This is a genomic window from Clostridium sp. MB05 (assembly GCF_046581255.1).
Classification (GTDB): Bacteria; Bacillota; Clostridia; order Clostridiales; family Clostridiaceae; genus Clostridium.
This window is the reverse complement of sequence record NZ_CP174370.1, coordinates 2,173,059-2,192,217: the sequence shown is the minus strand read 5'-3', so window position 1 is coordinate 2,192,217 and position 19,159 is coordinate 2,173,059. Positions and strand designations below refer to the sequence as shown.

The 19,159-nt window shown below is 29.0% G+C and carries 15 protein-coding genes; 5 read left to right on the top strand and 10 right to left on the bottom strand.

The window, feature by feature from the left end:
* Positions 1-691 precede the first annotated feature (691 nt).
* Together ACH36K_RS10245 and ACH36K_RS10240 are read right to left on the bottom strand one after the other, a co-directional pair.
* Positions 692-904 carry a lysozyme inhibitor LprI family protein gene (locus ACH36K_RS10245; RefSeq protein WP_411170687.1) on the bottom strand — a complete coding sequence of 71 codons (213 nt, stop codon included), beginning with the start codon at positions 902-904 and terminating at the stop codon, positions 692-694.
* A gap of 350 nt (positions 905-1,254) precedes the next feature.
* Positions 1,255-6,411, bottom strand: a complete 5,157-nt coding sequence (locus ACH36K_RS10240; protein WP_411167532.1) for a polysaccharide lyase family 8 super-sandwich domain-containing protein — start codon at positions 6,409-6,411, stop codon at positions 1,255-1,257.
* A 710-nt stretch (positions 6,412-7,121) separates the two neighbouring features.
* On the opposite strand from ACH36K_RS10240, the gene asrA reads away from it, so the two are divergent.
* From asrA to ACH36K_RS10220, 4 genes are all read left to right on the top strand, one after another.
* Positions 7,122-8,153 carry an anaerobic sulfite reductase subunit AsrA gene (gene asrA, locus ACH36K_RS10235; RefSeq protein WP_411167531.1) on the top strand — a complete coding sequence of 344 codons (1,032 nt, stop codon included), beginning with the start codon at positions 7,122-7,124 and terminating at the stop codon, positions 8,151-8,153.
* 1 nt (position 8,154) lies between these two features.
* A complete protein-coding gene (gene asrB / locus ACH36K_RS10230) occupies positions 8,155-8,949 on the top strand; it encodes an anaerobic sulfite reductase subunit AsrB (RefSeq protein ID WP_411167530.1) in 795 nt (264 codons plus the stop codon).
* Positions 8,950-8,961: 12 nt separating this feature from the next.
* Positions 8,962-10,011 (top strand): sulfite reductase subunit C, encoded by a 1,050-nt coding sequence (gene asrC, locus ACH36K_RS10225; RefSeq protein WP_411167529.1) that lies wholly within the window; start codon positions 8,962-8,964, stop codon positions 10,009-10,011.
* Positions 10,012-10,090: 79 nt separating this feature from the next.
* Complete coding sequence (locus ACH36K_RS10220) at positions 10,091-10,903, top strand: alpha/beta fold hydrolase (RefSeq protein WP_411167528.1); 813 nt, start codon at positions 10,091-10,093, stop codon at positions 10,901-10,903.
* Between the two features lie 71 nt (positions 10,904-10,974).
* On the opposite strand, the gene ACH36K_RS10215 is transcribed toward ACH36K_RS10220, so the two are convergent.
* The 4 genes from ACH36K_RS10215 to ACH36K_RS10200 all read right to left on the bottom strand — a co-directional run bounded on the left by ACH36K_RS10215 (position 10,975) and on the right by ACH36K_RS10200 (position 14,605).
* Positions 10,975-12,326, bottom strand: a protein-coding gene (locus ACH36K_RS10215; protein WP_411167527.1) for an IS3 family transposase whose coding sequence is annotated in 2 segments (ribosomal slippage) — positions 10,975-11,933 and positions 11,933-12,326 — 1,353 coding nt in all. Because the reading frame shifts where the segments join, the coding sequence is not laid out codon by codon here.
* A gap of 349 nt (positions 12,327-12,675) precedes the next feature.
* Positions 12,676-13,692: a DUF4097 family beta strand repeat-containing protein gene (locus ACH36K_RS10210; RefSeq protein ID WP_411167526.1), complete on the bottom strand. Its 1,017-nt coding sequence runs from the start codon at positions 13,690-13,692 to the stop codon at positions 12,676-12,678.
* A gap of 12 nt (positions 13,693-13,704) precedes the next feature.
* Complete coding sequence (locus tag ACH36K_RS10205; RefSeq protein WP_411167525.1) at positions 13,705-14,289, bottom strand: DUF1700 domain-containing protein; 585 nt, start codon at positions 14,287-14,289, stop codon at positions 13,705-13,707.
* Complete coding sequence (locus tag ACH36K_RS10200; RefSeq protein WP_322413089.1) at positions 14,282-14,605, bottom strand: PadR family transcriptional regulator; 324 nt, start codon at positions 14,603-14,605, stop codon at positions 14,282-14,284. Before ACH36K_RS10200 ends, ACH36K_RS10205 begins: the two co-directional genes overlap by 8 nt.
* A 203-nt stretch (positions 14,606-14,808) precedes the next feature.
* Between ACH36K_RS10200 and ACH36K_RS10195 the strand changes: the two genes are divergently transcribed.
* Positions 14,809-15,120 (top strand): hypothetical protein, encoded by a 312-nt coding sequence (locus tag ACH36K_RS10195; RefSeq protein ID WP_411167524.1) that lies wholly within the window; start codon positions 14,809-14,811, stop codon positions 15,118-15,120.
* A 243-nt stretch (positions 15,121-15,363) separates the two neighbouring features.
* Here ACH36K_RS10195 and ACH36K_RS10190 read toward each other — a convergent pair whose 3' ends face one another.
* From ACH36K_RS10190 to ACH36K_RS10175, 4 genes are all read right to left on the bottom strand, one after another.
* On the bottom strand, positions 15,364-16,584 hold the full coding sequence (locus tag ACH36K_RS10190; protein ID WP_411167523.1) for a radical SAM/SPASM domain-containing protein: 1,221 nt from the start codon (positions 16,582-16,584) through the stop codon (positions 15,364-15,366).
* Positions 16,574-17,446 (bottom strand): class I SAM-dependent methyltransferase, encoded by an 873-nt coding sequence (locus tag ACH36K_RS10185; protein WP_411167522.1) that lies wholly within the window; start codon positions 17,444-17,446, stop codon positions 16,574-16,576. Before ACH36K_RS10185 ends, ACH36K_RS10190 begins: the two co-directional genes overlap by 11 nt.
* 25 nt (positions 17,447-17,471) lie before the next feature.
* The gene (locus ACH36K_RS10180; RefSeq protein ID WP_411167521.1) at positions 17,472-18,044 is read right to left on the bottom strand and encodes a class I SAM-dependent methyltransferase; all 573 of its coding nucleotides are present in this window, start codon (positions 18,042-18,044) and stop codon (positions 17,472-17,474) included.
* A gap of 174 nt (positions 18,045-18,218) precedes the next feature.
* Entirely contained in the window at positions 18,219-19,043 is an 825-nt protein-coding gene (locus ACH36K_RS10175) for a Cof-type HAD-IIB family hydrolase (RefSeq protein ID WP_411167520.1), read from the bottom strand.
* Positions 19,044-19,159: the final 116 nt, after the last annotated feature.

Below are 19,159 nucleotides of genomic sequence, written 5' to 3'. Positions count from 1 at the left end.
ACATTTCCCTATTTTGTAAATAAATCAAATATAATTTTGTTCATATGTTTTCTAAAGTTTTACTTGAAAGTACTTAATCTCATATTAAATTTACTTTATTATTTACACTAATATATTGTTTTAAAAATAATGAGATAGTCTCATTATATATCTATATCCATAATGTTTATTAATTTTATTGTATTTATTATTAATAACAAGTTTTTATTAGAAATTTTAAAAAGTTATAGCTTTCTGCATATTTAAATAGTGTATAGAAATTTTTTATCAACTTAAATTCTTGATAAACCTAGTAAAATCAATGGTTAACAAGGGGCTAACGTTTCGTGAGGTCCTTTAAAAATAAAAAAATCAATTTAAAAAGTGGAGTTTATATTATGGAATGTCAGGTATGCAAATGAATAAAATTCTTAACTAATTAAAAGTACAATACAAATTTTCTGATAAATGGACTTTGTATCAAGATTATGCATCTGAATGATATACACACTCTAAAACAATTAATACACCTATAGGAAAGTTTATACTGTCAACATATTGGACTGAAAGAGTACGATCTTTTATCTATAGACTATTGAAAGAGAAACTAGGGATACTCCCTTGATGGAGAATAATTAAATGAGCTATATCAGATTGAGTATTAATTCAGCCTGATATAGCTTCTTTATTATTAAATGATTATTTTTCTATTTTATTTCATATATTTATTAACTAGTTCATAACATCTTTCTTTTGTAGTTTCACCTAAACTATCAGTATAAACTAATGGTTGCATGGTACCACCTTCAAACTTTTTCCCATTTTTCTCAGCAATAGAATCTCTAATATTTATCCATTGTATTTGCTTTTCCCTAACTTTATCCATTTTTTCTTGAGGTAATTGCTCTATTAAAACATTATATATTTAATTAAGCATATCATCCCATTTGTTATATTTAATACCTGCAGATTCTCTCATATGAATAGTAGTTCCATCCTTATATTTATCATTAGACAAAATAACTTTTATTTCTAATTCTAAGTTATCTAATTTGTTTAAATATATTTGTTTTTTACTATCAGTATATTGAAGAATATTACTGCTTGTATTTTTTTATTAATATCTTCATTTAATTAGTCTTTTTATACGTCGTTTAAAAATTAAGATTAAGTATCTTGGTCTTGACATAGAAGTTAAAAGTAAAGAATTTTGTTTAATTATGCAAAATAAACTTTAATAGGACTGTAACATCTCGTTACAGTCCCTCACATACTTTATTGTTCTCTTTTTCTTGGTCTAACCATTAAAGCAACTCCCAATGCTAAAATAATTAAACTTGTTGTAGTTAAAACATCTGTGCTTACTCTTGAACCTGTTTTAGGAAGATCTTTGCTTGCTTTAACATCATTTAATTCTTTATCACTTGTTTCTTTGATAATATCATTGTTGTTATTTACATCGTCAGTGTTTGTATTATTATTTCCATTAGTACCTGTATTGGAGTCATTTTTAGCAATAATACTTTCAACATCAACTTGAGTAATAAAATAATCACTACAATGTGTCAACTCAACATCAATATAGTATTTTCCATCTTTTTCGTAAGGTAATATCTTGGATTGTATTTCTTCAGCCTTCTTAGTTGTTGGATTATACCAGAAAAAGTTAACAGGCTTATTTGCATCAATTTTACTAATATCCACTGGTATTGTTACAGTCATTGGTGCCGGTAAATTACCATGATACTTAAATGATATAACTTGTGAACTACTATCATATTTTAATATTCCATTTTTATATGGTGCAACTTCATTTAAATTAAAATCCATATCTTTTTCTATGACTTTAATATTTTTAGGGTTGAATTTCCATACTAATTCCATACCTTGAGAATTCACTATAAATCCCATATTTTTATCTATTGTTTTGATCATCTCAAAAGCCTTTAGTGGTATTTCCTTATTATCATTTAATTCAATTTTAACTTCCCCTGTAAGCTTTTGTAGTATTTCTTTTAAAGTTTGTCCAATATCCTTACTTCCCTCTAATGATCCTTTAATTTCGAAAACCAATTTCACATTAGATTCATTGCCAGCCTTATCCACTGCAGTTATTTCTAAATAATGTTTTCCTATAGCATCAATTTCACCAAGTAGTTCTACTACTTTACCATCAAGTTCATAGGTAATTTTTGCACTCTCATTAACTACTACTTCTGGCTTAATTGTAGTATTTTTATATACTTCTCCATCCTTTACACCTGCTATGATAATTTGTGGAGCTATAGTATCTACTGTAAAAGTTAATGTTGTTTTGTTTCCTGCTTCATCTGTTACTACTAAAGTATGTTGTCCTTCTACACTTACTTCACTTTCATTAGTGAATTCTGCTTCATCTAATGTTGCTGTTCCTTCGTCAAAGCTTACTTTTACAGCCTTATCATATACTTTTCCATCTTCTACTCCTACTACTTTTGGTGCTGTAGTGTCTATTGTAAAAGTTAATGTTGTTTTGTTTCCTGCTTCATCTGTTACTACTAAAGTATGTTGTCCTTCTGCACTTACTTCACTTTCATTAGTGAATTCTGCTTCATCTAATGTTGCTGTTCCTTCGTCAAAGCTTACTTTTACAGCCTTATCATATACCTTTCCATCTTCTACTCCTACTACTTTTGGCGCTGTAGTATCTATTTTCTTAAATTTTACTTTAAAAGTATCACCATTAGAATTATTTACATTTACACTTAATTTTATTGTAGGTCCAAGTTGTGTAACTGTAACTTCTGAATCCGCTGAAACTACAGATTCTATCTGCTTATTTAATTCCACTTCTATTGTTCCATTATTTTTCATAGTAGGATCAGAAATAGAAATTTCTAAATAATCAGCTGATTCTTTAGTCATAATAGAAGATTTCTTATTTGCTGTTATAAAATCTATATTTTGTACTGTATCAGTAAAGAAGTTAGCACCAATCATATTAAGTTTATTTTCTTTAACAGCTTGTACACTTGATGTATTACTCAAAACAGTAATACTAGGATTCTTAGCATACTCTTCAACTTGCTGTTTTGTTTGGTTTGGTAGCATAACATATTCATATGATGCATCTGTAGGATTTACACCATGATCAAACCACATTTCAAGATAGTTATTTGTTATATTTAATGGTTGATCATTTGAGTCTACAGGGCCACTAGATCCAATTGCTTGCCATGTTCCTGTATTTTCAACATTTCTAACTTTAAGGTTTGTTTTATTAGGGAAGTAGTAACCTACATCTGCTCCACTAACATTTCCACTTATATAAGCCCAATTTGCACTCATAATATCTTGAGAATCACTATTTGGTTTTGGATCATTAGTTATATTTTGCTGAGTTAATGTTAAATTTTGATTTATGCCATTAACTGAGAATTCATTTGAATTATCTGACTTTAGCTTTCTATTATCAACTATAGTTTCTATATTTCTGCCATCAGTACTATTTATTCCAGCACCAAGAGCAACTATTTCATCCTCAAACATAAACCATGATTTTTTAGCTTCTAAAGATAATCTGTCCATCTCTTTTGTTTGAGTGTTAATTAATCCCTTTGGACCAATAGCATGATAATCCATTCCATTAATTCCATAATTACCTAGAACAGTTCCACCAACCCAGTCCCTATCAGAATTACATTTATTACCTTTACCATCAGTCATAGTTACTGTATCTACAGTAGTACCTGGAATTCTATATGGATTAATTGTTGGCCAATAATTCTTATAATAATTTAAATCATCATTATATAAATAAGTCATTCCAGCATTAGTGTACCAACCTCTTTTATTTTCATTATTCATGCTTTCAAAATTTGTAATTCTTGTTGAAAACATTGCTACACCAAATAGATAGTTATCTCCAACATGAACAGCTCTATCTGACATTGGTAGGTTTTTTTGATACTCTTGTTTTGCTGATGGAACAATATTTGGATCATTTAATATTCTGTCTAAATCATTCATAAGAGAAATTGGATATTGATTTAAATTAACTCCTCTCATATTATACATATGATCATATGATGTATCACTTTGTATCATTTGTTTTACAAATGAATACATTTCTGACTTTTGAACAGGATCTGTGATAATTCTAGCTATAAGCATCATTGCATTTAATGATGTATGTCCAACTGCATCCTCGGCACTTCTTGATATTCCTCTACCTCTCATCATATCAAGCATAATGCCATTGTATATGAAAGGTTTTAATGCATTGTCTACAAATTCTTTTAATATCTGTAGCTTTGAGCTAGAAATCTCCCATGGAGAACCTTGTAATAAACTTGCTATAGTTGGAACACCTGCAAAAAATACATTACCATAGCCTCCAACATATGATGTGGCACCTAAACCATATTGATCCTTATGTTGAATGAATGAACCATCAGTATAGAACCCATCTCCTTCAGTAGAATAAACAAGAACACTTTCAGTTGCATCTTTAGCCATTAATAACTGTTCATAATCCTTCGTTAATACACCCATTAGAGCTGAAATTCTAGCGCAATCTACTCTATTAGCACCCGTAGTTAACTTATAGGTTGGATTTGTTGGATTTAATTCAGTATAACAATTATTAAATGGATCTGGCATATAGAAATAAATTGCTTTCATATACTTTGTTAAATTATCTTTTGGAATGTCATTATATAATAGAACGCAAGCATTTTCTAATACCTGTGGAACCCCAATCTCCCAATTCCACCAGTTACCATATTCAACATTTAAATTTTCATTATATCTATTTTGATACATCCACTCAAGAGCATCTAATAAATCTGCTAGTAGATTAGTATCTCCCTTTAATGAGCTGTTATTCATTTGATAAGCCCTTGCCATTGCCTCAATTCTTTTATATGCAGTTGTTATGTACTCTGATTTTTTAAGATCTTTATTAGCTTGTGTTAGAGTAGGATCTATACTACTATCATCTAAATCAGCCCATAAATGAGTTCTTGACGGAGATTTATCCATTGAAGTCCAATAATTTTGAGCATCAGTAACTACCTTATCTACAAGTGCTTTTACATTAGGGTCGTTGTAATTATAATTACCTCCTGTAAGGTCATTAAACCATTTTAATCTTAAATTATAATAAACTGCATCATCTACAACTGGTGCGTTTACGATATGTTTAATATCTAATGTTGTTGATGCTGTTTTTCCGCCATCTTGAGTTTCTGCAGTTATTGTCACTACACCCTTATTTATACCTGTAACTACACCATTACTGTCTACCGTAGCTTTTCTTGGATCAGAACTTTTCCATATAAGTGTCTTATTAGTTGCATCAATAGGATTAAACTCTACTTGTCCACTTAATTCAAGAGTTTCCCCCTTTTGAACCTCCGTTCTTGTAGGTAATTTTATATCCACTACCTTGTTAAAACTTGATAGCACATTTAGTTCACATTTAGTACTTATGGATCCATCTAATGAACTTATGCTTATTTCAGCTGTACCAATGCTGTTAGCACTTACCTTTCCATTGTAGTCTACTGAAGCCACTGAAGGATTATTACTTGTATATCTTAACCCCTGATTTGATGCCTCTACTGGCCCTATTATAGGATTAAGTTTTATTTGAGTTCCAACACCAAGTGTTAAAGATTTATCAATTGATATATCTTTAACATCATAATACTTATAAATATTTAGATTATCTATAAGCATTTCTCCACCAACAGCATTACCAAATTGAACTATCCTAGCTTCATTAAATACATCCCATGTATCAGTTACGCTTATACCCGCTGTATTGTTATAAGTTGCTGATGGTAGTGGATGATTACTTTTCTTTAATTCATTATTTATGTATATATCTGCAGTATGTGTTGTTGTATCTACAACCAACTTAACATTGTACCATTTATTTATATCATAGTTTGATAATAATTGAGCTCCGCCTACCCCTAATGTAACGGTGCCGTTAGTGTTAAATACAACTAATTCAGAAAATGTATTTGATGGAGCCTTTGCTGCATCACTAAGTTTTTGTCTTATCATTACTCTACGTTGAAGCTTTTTATCCTTTAAGAATACGTCTACATCAACGACAGACTTACTAGAAATATTAAGACCTGATTTTGAAATTTGTAAATGTGGAGAAGCAGCTGTAGTTTTAAATAAAATACTATTATTATGATCATTATCAACTGATTCATTGGTAAAATAGTTATTATTATTTACATTGCCCAAACTTAAAGATACTCCATTTTGAACTATATTTGTAGCAGCATAACTTGGTCCTATATAGTTTTCAAAATCTGCTTGTAAATACATAGGTATAGTAGCAGCAAATGCGTTGATGTTTTTTCCAATACCAGGCATTAAATTTACTGTTAATACAACTGAAAGTATTGATGCTATTCTTTTTTTATTCATCATTTTCCCCCTAAATAATTTTAAATTTAACTATGTACATTTTTACTTATATTAAGAAATAAAAATTTTAATATTACTTAAGTACCTATAAGACTTTAACCTAAAAATTTAATTTATAAATAACAAAAAATCTATATATGCAAAATCTCAATAAAATATATAGATTGAAATCTTGTTAAACCGTTTTACTAAACTCGCTCATGTTCTATACTTTTCTTCACAATTGTATACCTTTACTCAAACTTAGTCAATATTTATTTTCACAATAACTATATCGTTTACATCATTGTCCATTAAATAAATTTAAAGTTAATATATTAGCTATAATAGTGTAAAAACACTTGAATAATTTTTCAACTATAAAATTATTCAAGTAAGAATGCACTATTATAGTAATAATTGTTTTTTGAATGATTATACCTTATTTACCAAATTATTTCTAAAGATTTAAAATCTCAATTTATTTAATAGTTATTTATGATGTTAGTATCAATCTTCTTTATTTATTTCAGATTTAGACATATCTTCAGCCATCAGAGTGTCTTCAAAAGCTCCCCCCATAACCCCCTATAAAAAACCCATTTCTCATTTCTATATAGGCTTTTACCTATCATTAACACATATTTTAAGTATTTCATTTATCTATAAAATTGGAGTATACTAAAGTTACAAATATTGTTAAAAATAAAACATAATTCGGAGGTATTCATATGGGATATAACCTTTCATTAAAGGAAGTAAATACTTTATTTGAAGAATTAAAAAAGGAATACAAAATTTATGCACCTAAAAGATTTAAAAAACAAGGAAGATACTCAGATACTGATATAATCAGGTATGATGAGGTTTCTACTGTTGAAGAAATCGAATTCAAAGAGAAATCCGATTATCCAGTTAAAGAAGTTATTACTCCTATTTCTCAAACACTTTACTTCTTTACAGAAGATGAATTTAGAGAAAGCTCTGTAGGTCATAATAAAAAGATATTAATCTTTGCCAGACCTTGTGATATTAATGCTCAAAGAAGACAAGATATGATCTATCTTCATAATGGTAACTTTAAAGATACCTTCTACAAAAGAATAAGAGATAGAGTTAAATTTGTATGTATTGAATGTGTTGAAGGATTTGATACTTGCTTCTGCACATCCATGAACAGTAATAAAACAGATGACTACTCATTAGCTGTAAGATTTAACCGTTCTTCTCTACTTTTCAATGTAAAAGATGAAGAATTTAGTAATTATTTTAACAACAAAACAGAGGAAGAATTTGAACTAAAGTTTATTGAAAACAATGAAGCTAATGTAACAATTCCAGAAATAAAGGATAAAGAAACTTTGATAGAACTTAAAAACCATCCAATGTGGGAAGAATACAATAAGAGATGTATCGAATGTGGAAGTTGTTCAATAGCTTGTAGTACTTGCTCTTGCTACACTACTCGTGATATTGTATATGATCCTGCTGGAAAAATTGGTGAAAGAAAAAGAGTACAAGCTTCTTGCCATGTAAATGGATTTGATGAAATGGCTGGAGGACATAAATTTAGAACTACTAAAGCTGATAAGATGAGATATAAAGTTCTTCATAAGATACATGATTATAAAGCGCAATTTGGAACTGAACATATGTGTGTTGGATGTGGTAGATGTACTGATAGATGTCCTGAACATATTTCAATTACAGCTACCTTTAATAAGGTAAACAATGCAGTAAATGAAATAATGGAGGTAAAATAATATGCAAAATTATATATTAACACCTAAGGCATATGAAATAATTAATGTTACTCATGAAACTGATTTAGAATACACCTTTAGAGTTGCTACAGATATAGTTCCTGAACACGGACAATTTCTACAATTATCAATACCTAAAATCGGAGAAGCTCCTATTTCTGTTAGTGGATTTGGTCTTGGATATATGGACTTTACTATAAGAGCTGTTGGGAAAGTAACAGATGAACTTTTTAAGCTTAAATCTGGAGATAAAATCTTCTTAAGAGGTGCTTATGGTAAAGGATGGCCAGTTGAAAAGTTTAAAGATAAAAATTTAATTATAATAGCTGGGGGTACAGGAGTTGCACCAGTAAGAAGTATCATTAATAAATGCTACTTTCAAGAAAATTACGTAAAAACATTAAATTTAGTATTTGGTTTCAAAAATGAAAATGGAATATTGTTTAAAAATGATTTAGAAAAATGGAGGAATAAGTTCAACACTATCTACTCTTTAGATAATGGTGAAAAAGAAGGCTGGGAACAAGGACTGGTTACTAAACACTTATCAAAATTACCTCTAGAGTCATTTAAGGATAACTATGAAGTTGTTATAGTTGGTCCACCAATAATGATGCACTTTACTGCTCTTGAAATGCTAAAGCTTGGTGTTCCTGAAGAAAAGATTTGGGTATCCTTTGAAAGAAAGATGTCTTGTGCAGTTGGCAAATGTGGGCACTGTAGAATTGATGAAACTTATGTATGTTTAGAAGGTCCAGTATTTAACTATACTAAGGCTAAAACATTATTAGATTAGGAGGATTTCATTATGAATCATGATATAAATGTTAAAAAGACTAGATTAAACTGTTTCCGTCAATCAAAGGTTCCTGGAGAATTTATGCTTCAAATGCGTGTTCCAGGAGGTACTGTTAATGCTAAATATCTAGGTGATGTTCAATATATTGCTGAAACCTATGGTAATGGTACTTTCCATATTGGAATGAGACAAACATTTAGTATACCTGGTATTAAATATGAAAATATTCCTTCTGTTAATGAATATATAGCTAACTACCTAAAGGAAGTTGAAATTGACGAATGTAACTGTGACATGACAATTGATGAGAATGGTTACCCGACAATTGGTGCTAGAAATATTATGGCTTGTATAGGTAATACTCATTGTATAAAAGCTAATGTTAACACTAAAGAATTAGCTAATAAAATAGAAAATTTAGTCTTCCCTTCTCACTACCACATTAAAGTTTCAGTAGCTGGATGTCCAAATGACTGTGCTAAAGCTCACTTCCAAGACTTTGGTGTTATTGGTCAAGCTAGAATGGAATATAATCCAGAAAGATGTATAGGCTGTGGAGCTTGTGAAAGAGCATGTGAGCATCATGCAACTAGAGTTTTAAGTTTAAATGATAAAGGACTTATAGATAAAGATCCTTGCTGCTGTGTTGGTTGTGGTGAATGTGTAATCGCCTGCCCTACAAGTGCATGGACAAGAAGTCCTAAGAAGTTTTATAGAGTTGTCCTAGGAGGAAGAACAGGAAAACAAACTCCTAGAATGGGTAAGACTTTCCTAAACTTCGTTACTGAAGATGTTGTACTAGCTATGTTTGCAAATTGGCAAAAGTTCTCTGCTTGGGCATTAGATTATAAGCCAGAATACTTACATGGTGGACATCTAATAGATAGAGCTGGATACCATAAATTTAAGGAAATAATATTAGATGGTGTAGAATTAAACCCTGAAGCATTAGTTGCTGATAATATCTTCTGGGCAGAAACAGAATATAGATCAAACTTTAATGTTAAGCCAATAGGACAACATAAAACAATAGAATCAAGTAGAGAAATTAGAAATTAAAAATATGCTATATCATTCACAAATTATTGCTCAAGTAAGTAATATATTTATATAATTACTTATTTAGTGGAGGTAATAATTGGGTTACTATATTGGTGTAGAACCAAATGTAAAACTCTATGTAGAGGATCTTAATCCAGAAGGATATAAAACAATATTATTTTTACATGGTTGGCCTGGTAGTCATAATTTATTTGAATATCAGTTTGATGAACTTCCAAAGATGGGATATAGATGCATCGGGATAGATATGAGAGGGTTTGGAAACTCAGATAGACCTTACTCCGGTTATGATTACGATCGATTATCAGATGATGTTAGATGTGTTGTTAATGCGCTAAAATTAAATAATTTCACACTAGCAGGACACTCAACTGGTGGAGCTATAGCTATTCGATACATGGCTCGCCATAAAGGACATGGAGTATCTAAGCTTGCTCTTTTTTCAGCAGCAGCCCCTAGTCTTATAAAACGTCCTAATTTTAATTATGGATTAGATAAAGAAACAGTTCTGCAACTAATTGAAGGGACATATACAGACCGACCTAAAATGCTTAGAGATTTCGGAGACATATTTTTCTTTCAGCATATAACTCAGGCATTCTCGGATTGGTTCTTTCAATTAGGATTACAGGCATCCGGATGGGCAACTGCATCTATTGCAAATACTTGGATAAATGAAGTGCTATTTTCTGATCTAGAAACTATAGATGTTCCAACATTAATTATTCATGGTATTCATGATAAGGTTGTTCCATTTGAACTTGGTGAAATACAACACAAAATGATTAAAAATTCAAAGTTCCTGCCATTTAATTTTAGCGGTCATGGAGTGTTTTATGATCAGAAAGACAAATTTAACGAAGAGTTAGTGAGATTTATTGAGGAGTAAAGTTTTTCAATTTAGAATATCTAAATAAAAATACCGTATTATTCATTAAAATGTATCCCTTGTAAAGGACATTATGAAAAAGACCGTACTAAGTTAAGAAGATGATTTCTGTATTGAACAGGAGTCATCTTCTTTAAGTTCCATTGATATCTATATTCATTATAATAAGTCATATATTGGTCTATCTCATTTCTAAGATCTTCTAAAGTTTGACACGGCTTTATGTTGACCTCATCTTTAAAATGTCCGAAGAACGATTCCTGCGGCGCGTTGTCCCAACAGTTACCGCGCCTAGACATAGATTGACCCAAGCCGCAATCTTTTACTAGCTTTTGAAATTTGGGACTTGTGTAATGTGCACCTTGATCTGAGTGAATAAAAGCTTCATTATGAATTTTTACACGTTCTGATTTTTTTAGATTAGTAAGAGTATCTATAACTATATCTAAAGTAAGGCTTTCAGATACGTTGTAGGCTAATATTTCATTAGTAGATGCATCTTTAATGGTCGACAAATAAGCCTTTTTACTCCTATCTTTATAGAATAAATAAGTGATATCAGTAAGTAGTACTTTACCCGGAATATTTTGTTTGAAATTTCTATTAAGTAGATTTGGTAAGACTTTATGTTCTCTGGTTGCTTTTACCATTCTCCTATATGGATTTGCTTTTCTATGAGGACAAACAATATTATATTTTTTCATAATTCTACGAATACGTTTTAGATTATATACAATTCCATATTCGCCTTCCAATGTCATTTTTATTTGCCTGGCACCTTTTTTACGATTTTTAAAATTAAATGCAGCTAAAACTACATTTTTAATCTCTAGGTCCTTATCGTTGCGCTTGCTACGCAAGCATTCGGATTTTGATGAAAAATAATTATAATACCCCGAACGTGACACACCAACTAATGCACATAAATAACTAGTCATATTTTTTAGTTTATATCTTTTAATTACTGATTTAATAAGAATAAATTTTTCTTTTGCTAATAAAACTATTTCTTTTTTCTCATCCTCCTTTCCATCATATCGAGCTTTTTTAGTAATTCATTCTCAGCCTTAAGTAGATTGTTTTGCGCTTTAAGACGTTCATATTTTTCTTCTATAGAAAATTCTTTATCAATAATTTTTCCTGACTTACCTTTTCTTGAATCATCTAATCCATGTATACCATTTTTCTTATATGCAGCACGCCATCTCTTACTTATTGACTCAACTCGTCCAACTCCTAATATGCTTATTACAAAACCATATTCTTCAAATATCTTTCGTGGGAATTTTCCTTTTTCGTATTCTGATATAAAAATACGTCTAAATTCATTCGTGTAAGTAATTGATCTTTCACTGACACTCTTTACATATTTATTATTAGCTAATAATTCTATTTCTTCCTTCGTAAATAACTTGCTACTCATCTAATCCACTCCTATCGTTATGTTTTATTATACATAAAAAAACCTATAAAATAGACATTTTTTAGTTGTCTATCTTATAGGGTACATTTTACATAGGTGAATTTTACGGTATTTTTATTTCATTTTATACCTCTTTTATATCATAATTTCGAAATCCAAATTTCAGCATCTTCAATACTTTTAAATGTTCTGAATTGATTTCCTTTATTAGCTTCAATAATCATTTCTTTAAATCTTTACCTATTAAATTGAAAATTCCACTGTGGAGTGTACTTCATTACTAATGCCTTTTCAAGTTCTTTTACATGCTCCACATTTTTATACTTTCTCCTAAACAGCTTACAATTTCTTATTTTACAAAATCAATTTTCAAATCTCCACTTTTACAATTAATATTAAAGTTATTTGAAGCTCCAGTATTTATTTCCTCTACATCCCCTTCAACTTCTTTGTCATCTATTTTATTAGTACCAAAATCCATATCTACTTTATATGAATATTCATTTTTGGGTAAACTAGTTTTTATGCTTATATCTCCAAAGTCACAATCTAAAGTATTATCACCCTTTAACTCACCATCTATATTAATTTCTCCTGATTTTGCTCTTACTAACAATCCATTAGTAACTAATTGAATTCCTTTAACATCACCAAAATCACTATTAATTTTAGCATTATTAGCAGTAAGTGTTTTTATATCTAACGTTCCTGATTTTAAATTGCTTTCAAAAGTAGTTGTATTAATATTTTCTGATATGACATCTCCAAAATCAACATATAAAACTAACTCTTCTAACTTAAGATTTTTAGTATAAACCTTCCCACTTTTTCCCGTTAAATTAATTTTATCTCCAGTAATATTATTAATTGTTGCATTTCCAAAATCACAATTAATATTTGAATTTTTAACCTCAATGTTATCAACTATTAAATTCCCGCTTTTATTTTGTATATCTAAATTATTTAAAGCTACATTTTCTGGAATGTACACTTTTACTAAAGTATTATTATCGATGAAACCCATACTGAAGGACATTTTTCCCCATCTTTTGTTACTTACAGTTAGTTTTTCATTTTCAACCTTGTAAGTTAGCTCTTCAACCTCTTCATTGTATTCAACTTCAATAGCGTATTTATCTGATTTAATCACTTCAATATCTCCAAAATCAACATCTATATTAACATCATTAAATTTTTCTAATTCCTTATTTTCTTTTATTATATTTGCCCTGTCATATATCTCAAGTCCATCTTTTCCCCATACAATACTACCATGACCTCCACTTAACAACCCTATAATTGCCATTGTTATGCCAAGTACTATTAAGCATATTGATAATAAAATTAATTTCTTTGTTTTTCTCATTATTATGCCCCCTTATTTGTTCTTTGATCTATTAACTTTACTTAAAAAGCTTTTAGTAATATTTCTAAATAATATAGCTACCTTTGGTACTATAGCTTTAACACCAACTGCTACTAAAATTCCAAGTCCAATTACTATTAGTCCTGTTCCTATATATAAACTACCTGTTGCTGGTCCCTGAAAGATCACTAGAAATCCTACAATAAACGCTACTACACCAGCTAATAAAAGTGTTAGTGCTACTGCAGCAAAAGTAAAAATAAGTGCTCCTACAACTATTATCATTGCAAATATAATTACTATTAATGCAATAGCTAATGGTAATGCTATTGGTGCAGCAAATATTGAAAGAATAATTAATAGTACCCTATTTATGCCACTCTTACTCTTTTCTTTTGTATTTGTATTAAATGCATAATCAGATAATATTTGTGATGCAATTGTTGAAGGTGACCCTAATTCTTTAATTACCTCTGCTTCATCTTTTTCAGCATCATCAAAATATTCTAAGTAATATGCCACTACATTATCAACTTCTTCTTTTGATAATCTCTTTAATTTTATTCTCAATTCATCAATGAAATTTTCCTTACTCATTATTTGTACCCCTTTCCAATAAAACTTTATCAACATTTTTTTTATACTCTTCCCATTGTCCTAAATATTCACTCAGCACTTGTTTACCTTTTTCTGTAATTTTATAGTATCTTCTATTTCTTCCTTGATAAGCTTGATCATATGTCGTTAAGCATTCATCTTTTTGCAACCTTCTAAGCACAGGATATAGTGTTGACTCTGAAATAGACATAATCTGTCTAACATTTTGTGTAAGTATATATCCATAAGTATCTTCTCTAGAAAGTACCGCTAAAACGCACGCATCTAATAAAGCTGCTCCTAATTGAAAAGCCATAACTTCACCTCATTTTTTATTTATATAATATGTATCTATATATAATACTATATATCATATAATATTATTCATCAAACATTTTTGCAACTAAATTTTCAAATTTTGTTTTAAATAACCATTAAAGGCCCCATTAAAACTAATAATTTATAAAATAAAACCAATACTATAAACTAGGAATACATTTAAAATGGAGGTGTATGGTTTTGAGTTTAGACAATATCTGTTGTAAGACCTGGCAAGATGTCCTTATAGAAAAAGGCTTCCACTCTTCTACTGCCAAAGCTCTTATTGGCTTTATTTCTTGGAATAAAGGAGAGGAGTTCTTTAAATTAGGAACAGAAATAACCCAGCTTCTTTCTGGATATGAAGGGAAAGTTTTTGCTAAAGATGTTACTGCTATTAATTATAATGATAAAGGATTATTATTTTTTAGCACAGACATTCCTCAAGAAATTGCTAATAAAATCTTTGAAGCAATTATGAGTTATGAGCAAAATGATGTTTATACTTTCTAATCTTATTCCATTGCTTAAATTATGTTATATTTCAAAATATTTTCTTGACATTACATATGACTTACCAGTCACAACTACAAACTGAACTCCAATATCTCGTGATCCTCTAATCGTTTGAATATTTTATTGGAAAATGATTATAAAATGATAAACTTATAAATTTGCTGAAAAACCCCTGTTTTTTTAACAGGGGTTTTTCAGCAAACTGGATAGATACTTATTATTATTTATTAAAAATTTATTCTACTTCTCTCCTCTAAGCAACCTATAATACTTAGGCAACTCCTCTTCACTACATTTATCACATTTCTTTGCATAGCAATAGTTCCTAGCTCTTTCTAATTTACTGTGCATTTTATTCCATATATCTTTAATATCTTCATTTAATACATTTCCAAAGGATTCAGGAACAAAATCACAAGGCAGGAAGTTTCCTTCATTATCTATATAGGAATGTTGCACCCCTGCTCCACATCCAAATTGATCTTTTGATTCAACATATGGAAACACTGAGGTTTTAGGATAATTTTTATCTCTATTAAATTTTACATGAAGATTGATAAGTTCTTTTTTCTCTTCTGCTGTAAATATAGCATCAGATTTTACTAGTAATGATCCGCATGGGATAGGTTCCAGTATTCTAACTTCATCTACTCCTAAGGTTTTTAAAAATTTACCAAGTTTATATATTTCTCCACTTTTTAGCATTTCCTTTGTACATACAACTTGAGCCATAGTATAAAGACCTGCTTCTTTGCAATGCTTTATTGCAGAAATTGAATTATCATATGCTCCATTGTGACCTCTCTTTTTATCATGATTTTCTTTGTATAGGCTATCAATACTTATTCCTACTCCAAAAAGTCCAGCTTCTTTTAATGCTTTTGCTTTATTAAGATCTAGTGAGTAGCCATTTGTAAATAAATATGAAATGCTTCTATTATCTATACTTGATATTATTTCTTCTAAATCATTTCTAAGAAGAGGCTCTCCTCCTGTGAATCCAATTATTCCAACGCCTAAATCTTGAATGGATTTTATTATGCTCTTCACTTCATCAGTTGTCATTTCTTTTGACTTATCATCTTTATCTTTAATAAATCTTTTTGCACTACAGTGCCAGCAATTATACATACATCTACCAGTAATAGCTATGTATGTAGAAATTGGTGCTAACCTCTTTCCTGTAGTATGATTATAAAAGAAGTCTTTGCCTTCTCCTGGAACCGCATCTACTATACTTTTATAAGCTACACTATTTAGTGGTGGTAAAAAGGAGTTAACTACAAAATCACCATTATGAATAGCTAATCTATCATTTTTTATAACATTCATTCCACATCTTATAACATTTATAGGCTTATAATCTTTGCTTTCCTTAAACCTCTTATGTATATATAGAAAGTTTTTTCTTACATCTTTGTTGAATACTGCTTTTATAATTGGCACCGTATTACTTATCATTTTTAAAAACCCCCCAAACATATTTATGAGTAATTGTATTAATTTCTTTTTCATTAAATAAATTAATCATTGTATCTTTAATCTTATTATCTTGCATATCTACCATAGCATCAAAGCCAGCTAATGCTCCTGTCGATGTTACAAAGGTGACTAAAGATTTGGTATCATCAAAAGTAAATATATGTGAACCACTTTTTACTTCTATTTTGGAAAATTTTTCTTTTTTGAACCATCTTGTGAATGTCTTATGATGAATTGGGTTAGGAAGTTCTTTCATTATTTTATTTATATTTTTATAGTTTTTTAAAATAAGTTTTGGATATATTTTTCTAACCTCTGGTAATGTATTTTTTAAATTAACTATTACTGTAAAATATCCGTCCTTTTTTAACACTCTAGAAACTTCCTTTATAATTTCATGAGGATTTTGATATTTAATTGCCCAAGCACATATAACAATATCAAAGCTATTATCTTTAGAACTTTTTAGAAGAGACAACATATCACTTTTTATAAATTCAGCATCTAAATTACAATTATTTTTAGCTTGATTTAGCATCCCCTCTGATATGTCTACTAAAGTGAACTTAGAAGATGGAATTCTAAAATTTATAAAACCACTATTAAAGCCTGTCCCACATGCGAGATCAAGAACTTTAGGAGATGATTTTGACTTAGTATCTATATATTTTATAATAACTTTATCTAACATTTCTTTATTATATTTATGCATTTCTTTTAAGAAAGAATCATTATAAACTTCACTTACTCTTGTATAAGAATTTGCTATATCCCTTAAATCTGTATATTTTTTAGTTAAAAATAATTTTATAATCCTTAATAACCCCTTTAACATTTGCATATAAATAGCCCCTTTATTTTTAAATTTATTTATTTCCTAAATATATATACTCATAGCCTGATGTTTTAACTATCTTCCCATTATTAAAATAATCAGAAGCTAATTTTTTCATCTCATTTTTAGATAGCATTTTAACTTTTTCAAAACAACTTCTTTCAAAGATATATATAAGCTTAGTTATTATATGAGTTCTATCAAATTCGTAAATAAGTATTTTACCCTTATATTTAAGTAATCTTTTACATTCCTTTAATGTTTCTTCTTTATCGCTTATATGGTGAAAGGAATCTCTCATTATAATTAAATCTATTGAAGAGTCCTTTAAATTAATGTTATTTGAACATCCATTTATAATATTAACTTTATTATTTTTTTCTTTAGCTATATTAGTCATTTTCACTTCTGGATCTAATATAGTTACATTAGCTCCTAAATTTATAAGTTCATTAGCTAATGTTCCAGTTCCCCCACCAATATCTAAAATTTCTAGATTAGAAATATCTCCTATTGTTTTTATGATTACTTGATTTTTATCTAAATTAAATATTCTCATAAATTTATCATATTGTTTGTAGTAATACTTAAATAAATAACTCATATTTGATATTTATCTCCTTAAAAACTCATATAAATTATATTAATTAAATAATACCATGTAATTCCTATAAATTGGAATATATTTCTTTATTTGATTTTTATTAGTAAGATTTTATGTATTAAAAAATTAACGGTAAATATCTATCAATATGATTAGTTATTTACCGCTTTCATATTATATTTCATAAATTTCTTTTAATGCTTTAGCTACTCCAGCCTCATCATTACTTACTGTAACCATACTAGCAATTTCTTTTAAACAATCTTCACCATTCTCTAAAGTAATAGGAAATCCTACTTCTAACAACATGGATAAATCATTCTCTCCATCTCCCATAGCAATTATCTCACCTCTATCAACTCCTAAGTCACTAGCGTATTCTATTAACGCTTTCCCTTTAGAGACATTTGCTGTTACTACATCTAAACTATTTTTAGCAGCCCTAAATACTTCAATGCCTTGAATTTGCTTTATTTTTTCATGCAAAGAAATTATTGTTTCTACATCATTTGAAGCATACATTATTTTAGTGATTTTAACATCATCATGTAAAAGTTCCTCAATATCATTAAAAATATTTATATCCATGTATTTAGCTAATCTTTTAGTAAATATAGCAAATGGATTTTTTTCTTCATTTAGTTCATTTGGGTTAAATGAATAAATAGCATCTAATGAATAAAATCTTGGATACATTCCATTGCTTTTAAAAAGATTATAAAGCTCCACTAATTGTTCTTTTCCAATATGTTTTAAATAATAAACTTCATTAGTTAAAACGTCTCTCATAGTAGCTCCATTACAGCCTAATATTGGAGCTTTTATTCCTAAAGTTTTTACATATTCTTTCGCCATCACATCTGGTCTACCAGTCACAACTACAAATTTAACCCCCATACCTTGTAATTTTCTAATTGTTTGAATATTTTCTTCTGGTATTTCGTTTTTGCTATTTAATAAAGTTCCATCAATATCAATAGCTACTAATTTGTACTTCATATATCTCTCCCCTTTTATATTTATTAACTATTATAGAAAATTGTCAAAGCTCACGACTAAGCTTATTTCTCGATTTGATTTTTATTAATTTAAATCTAACTTTTTTACAATAATAG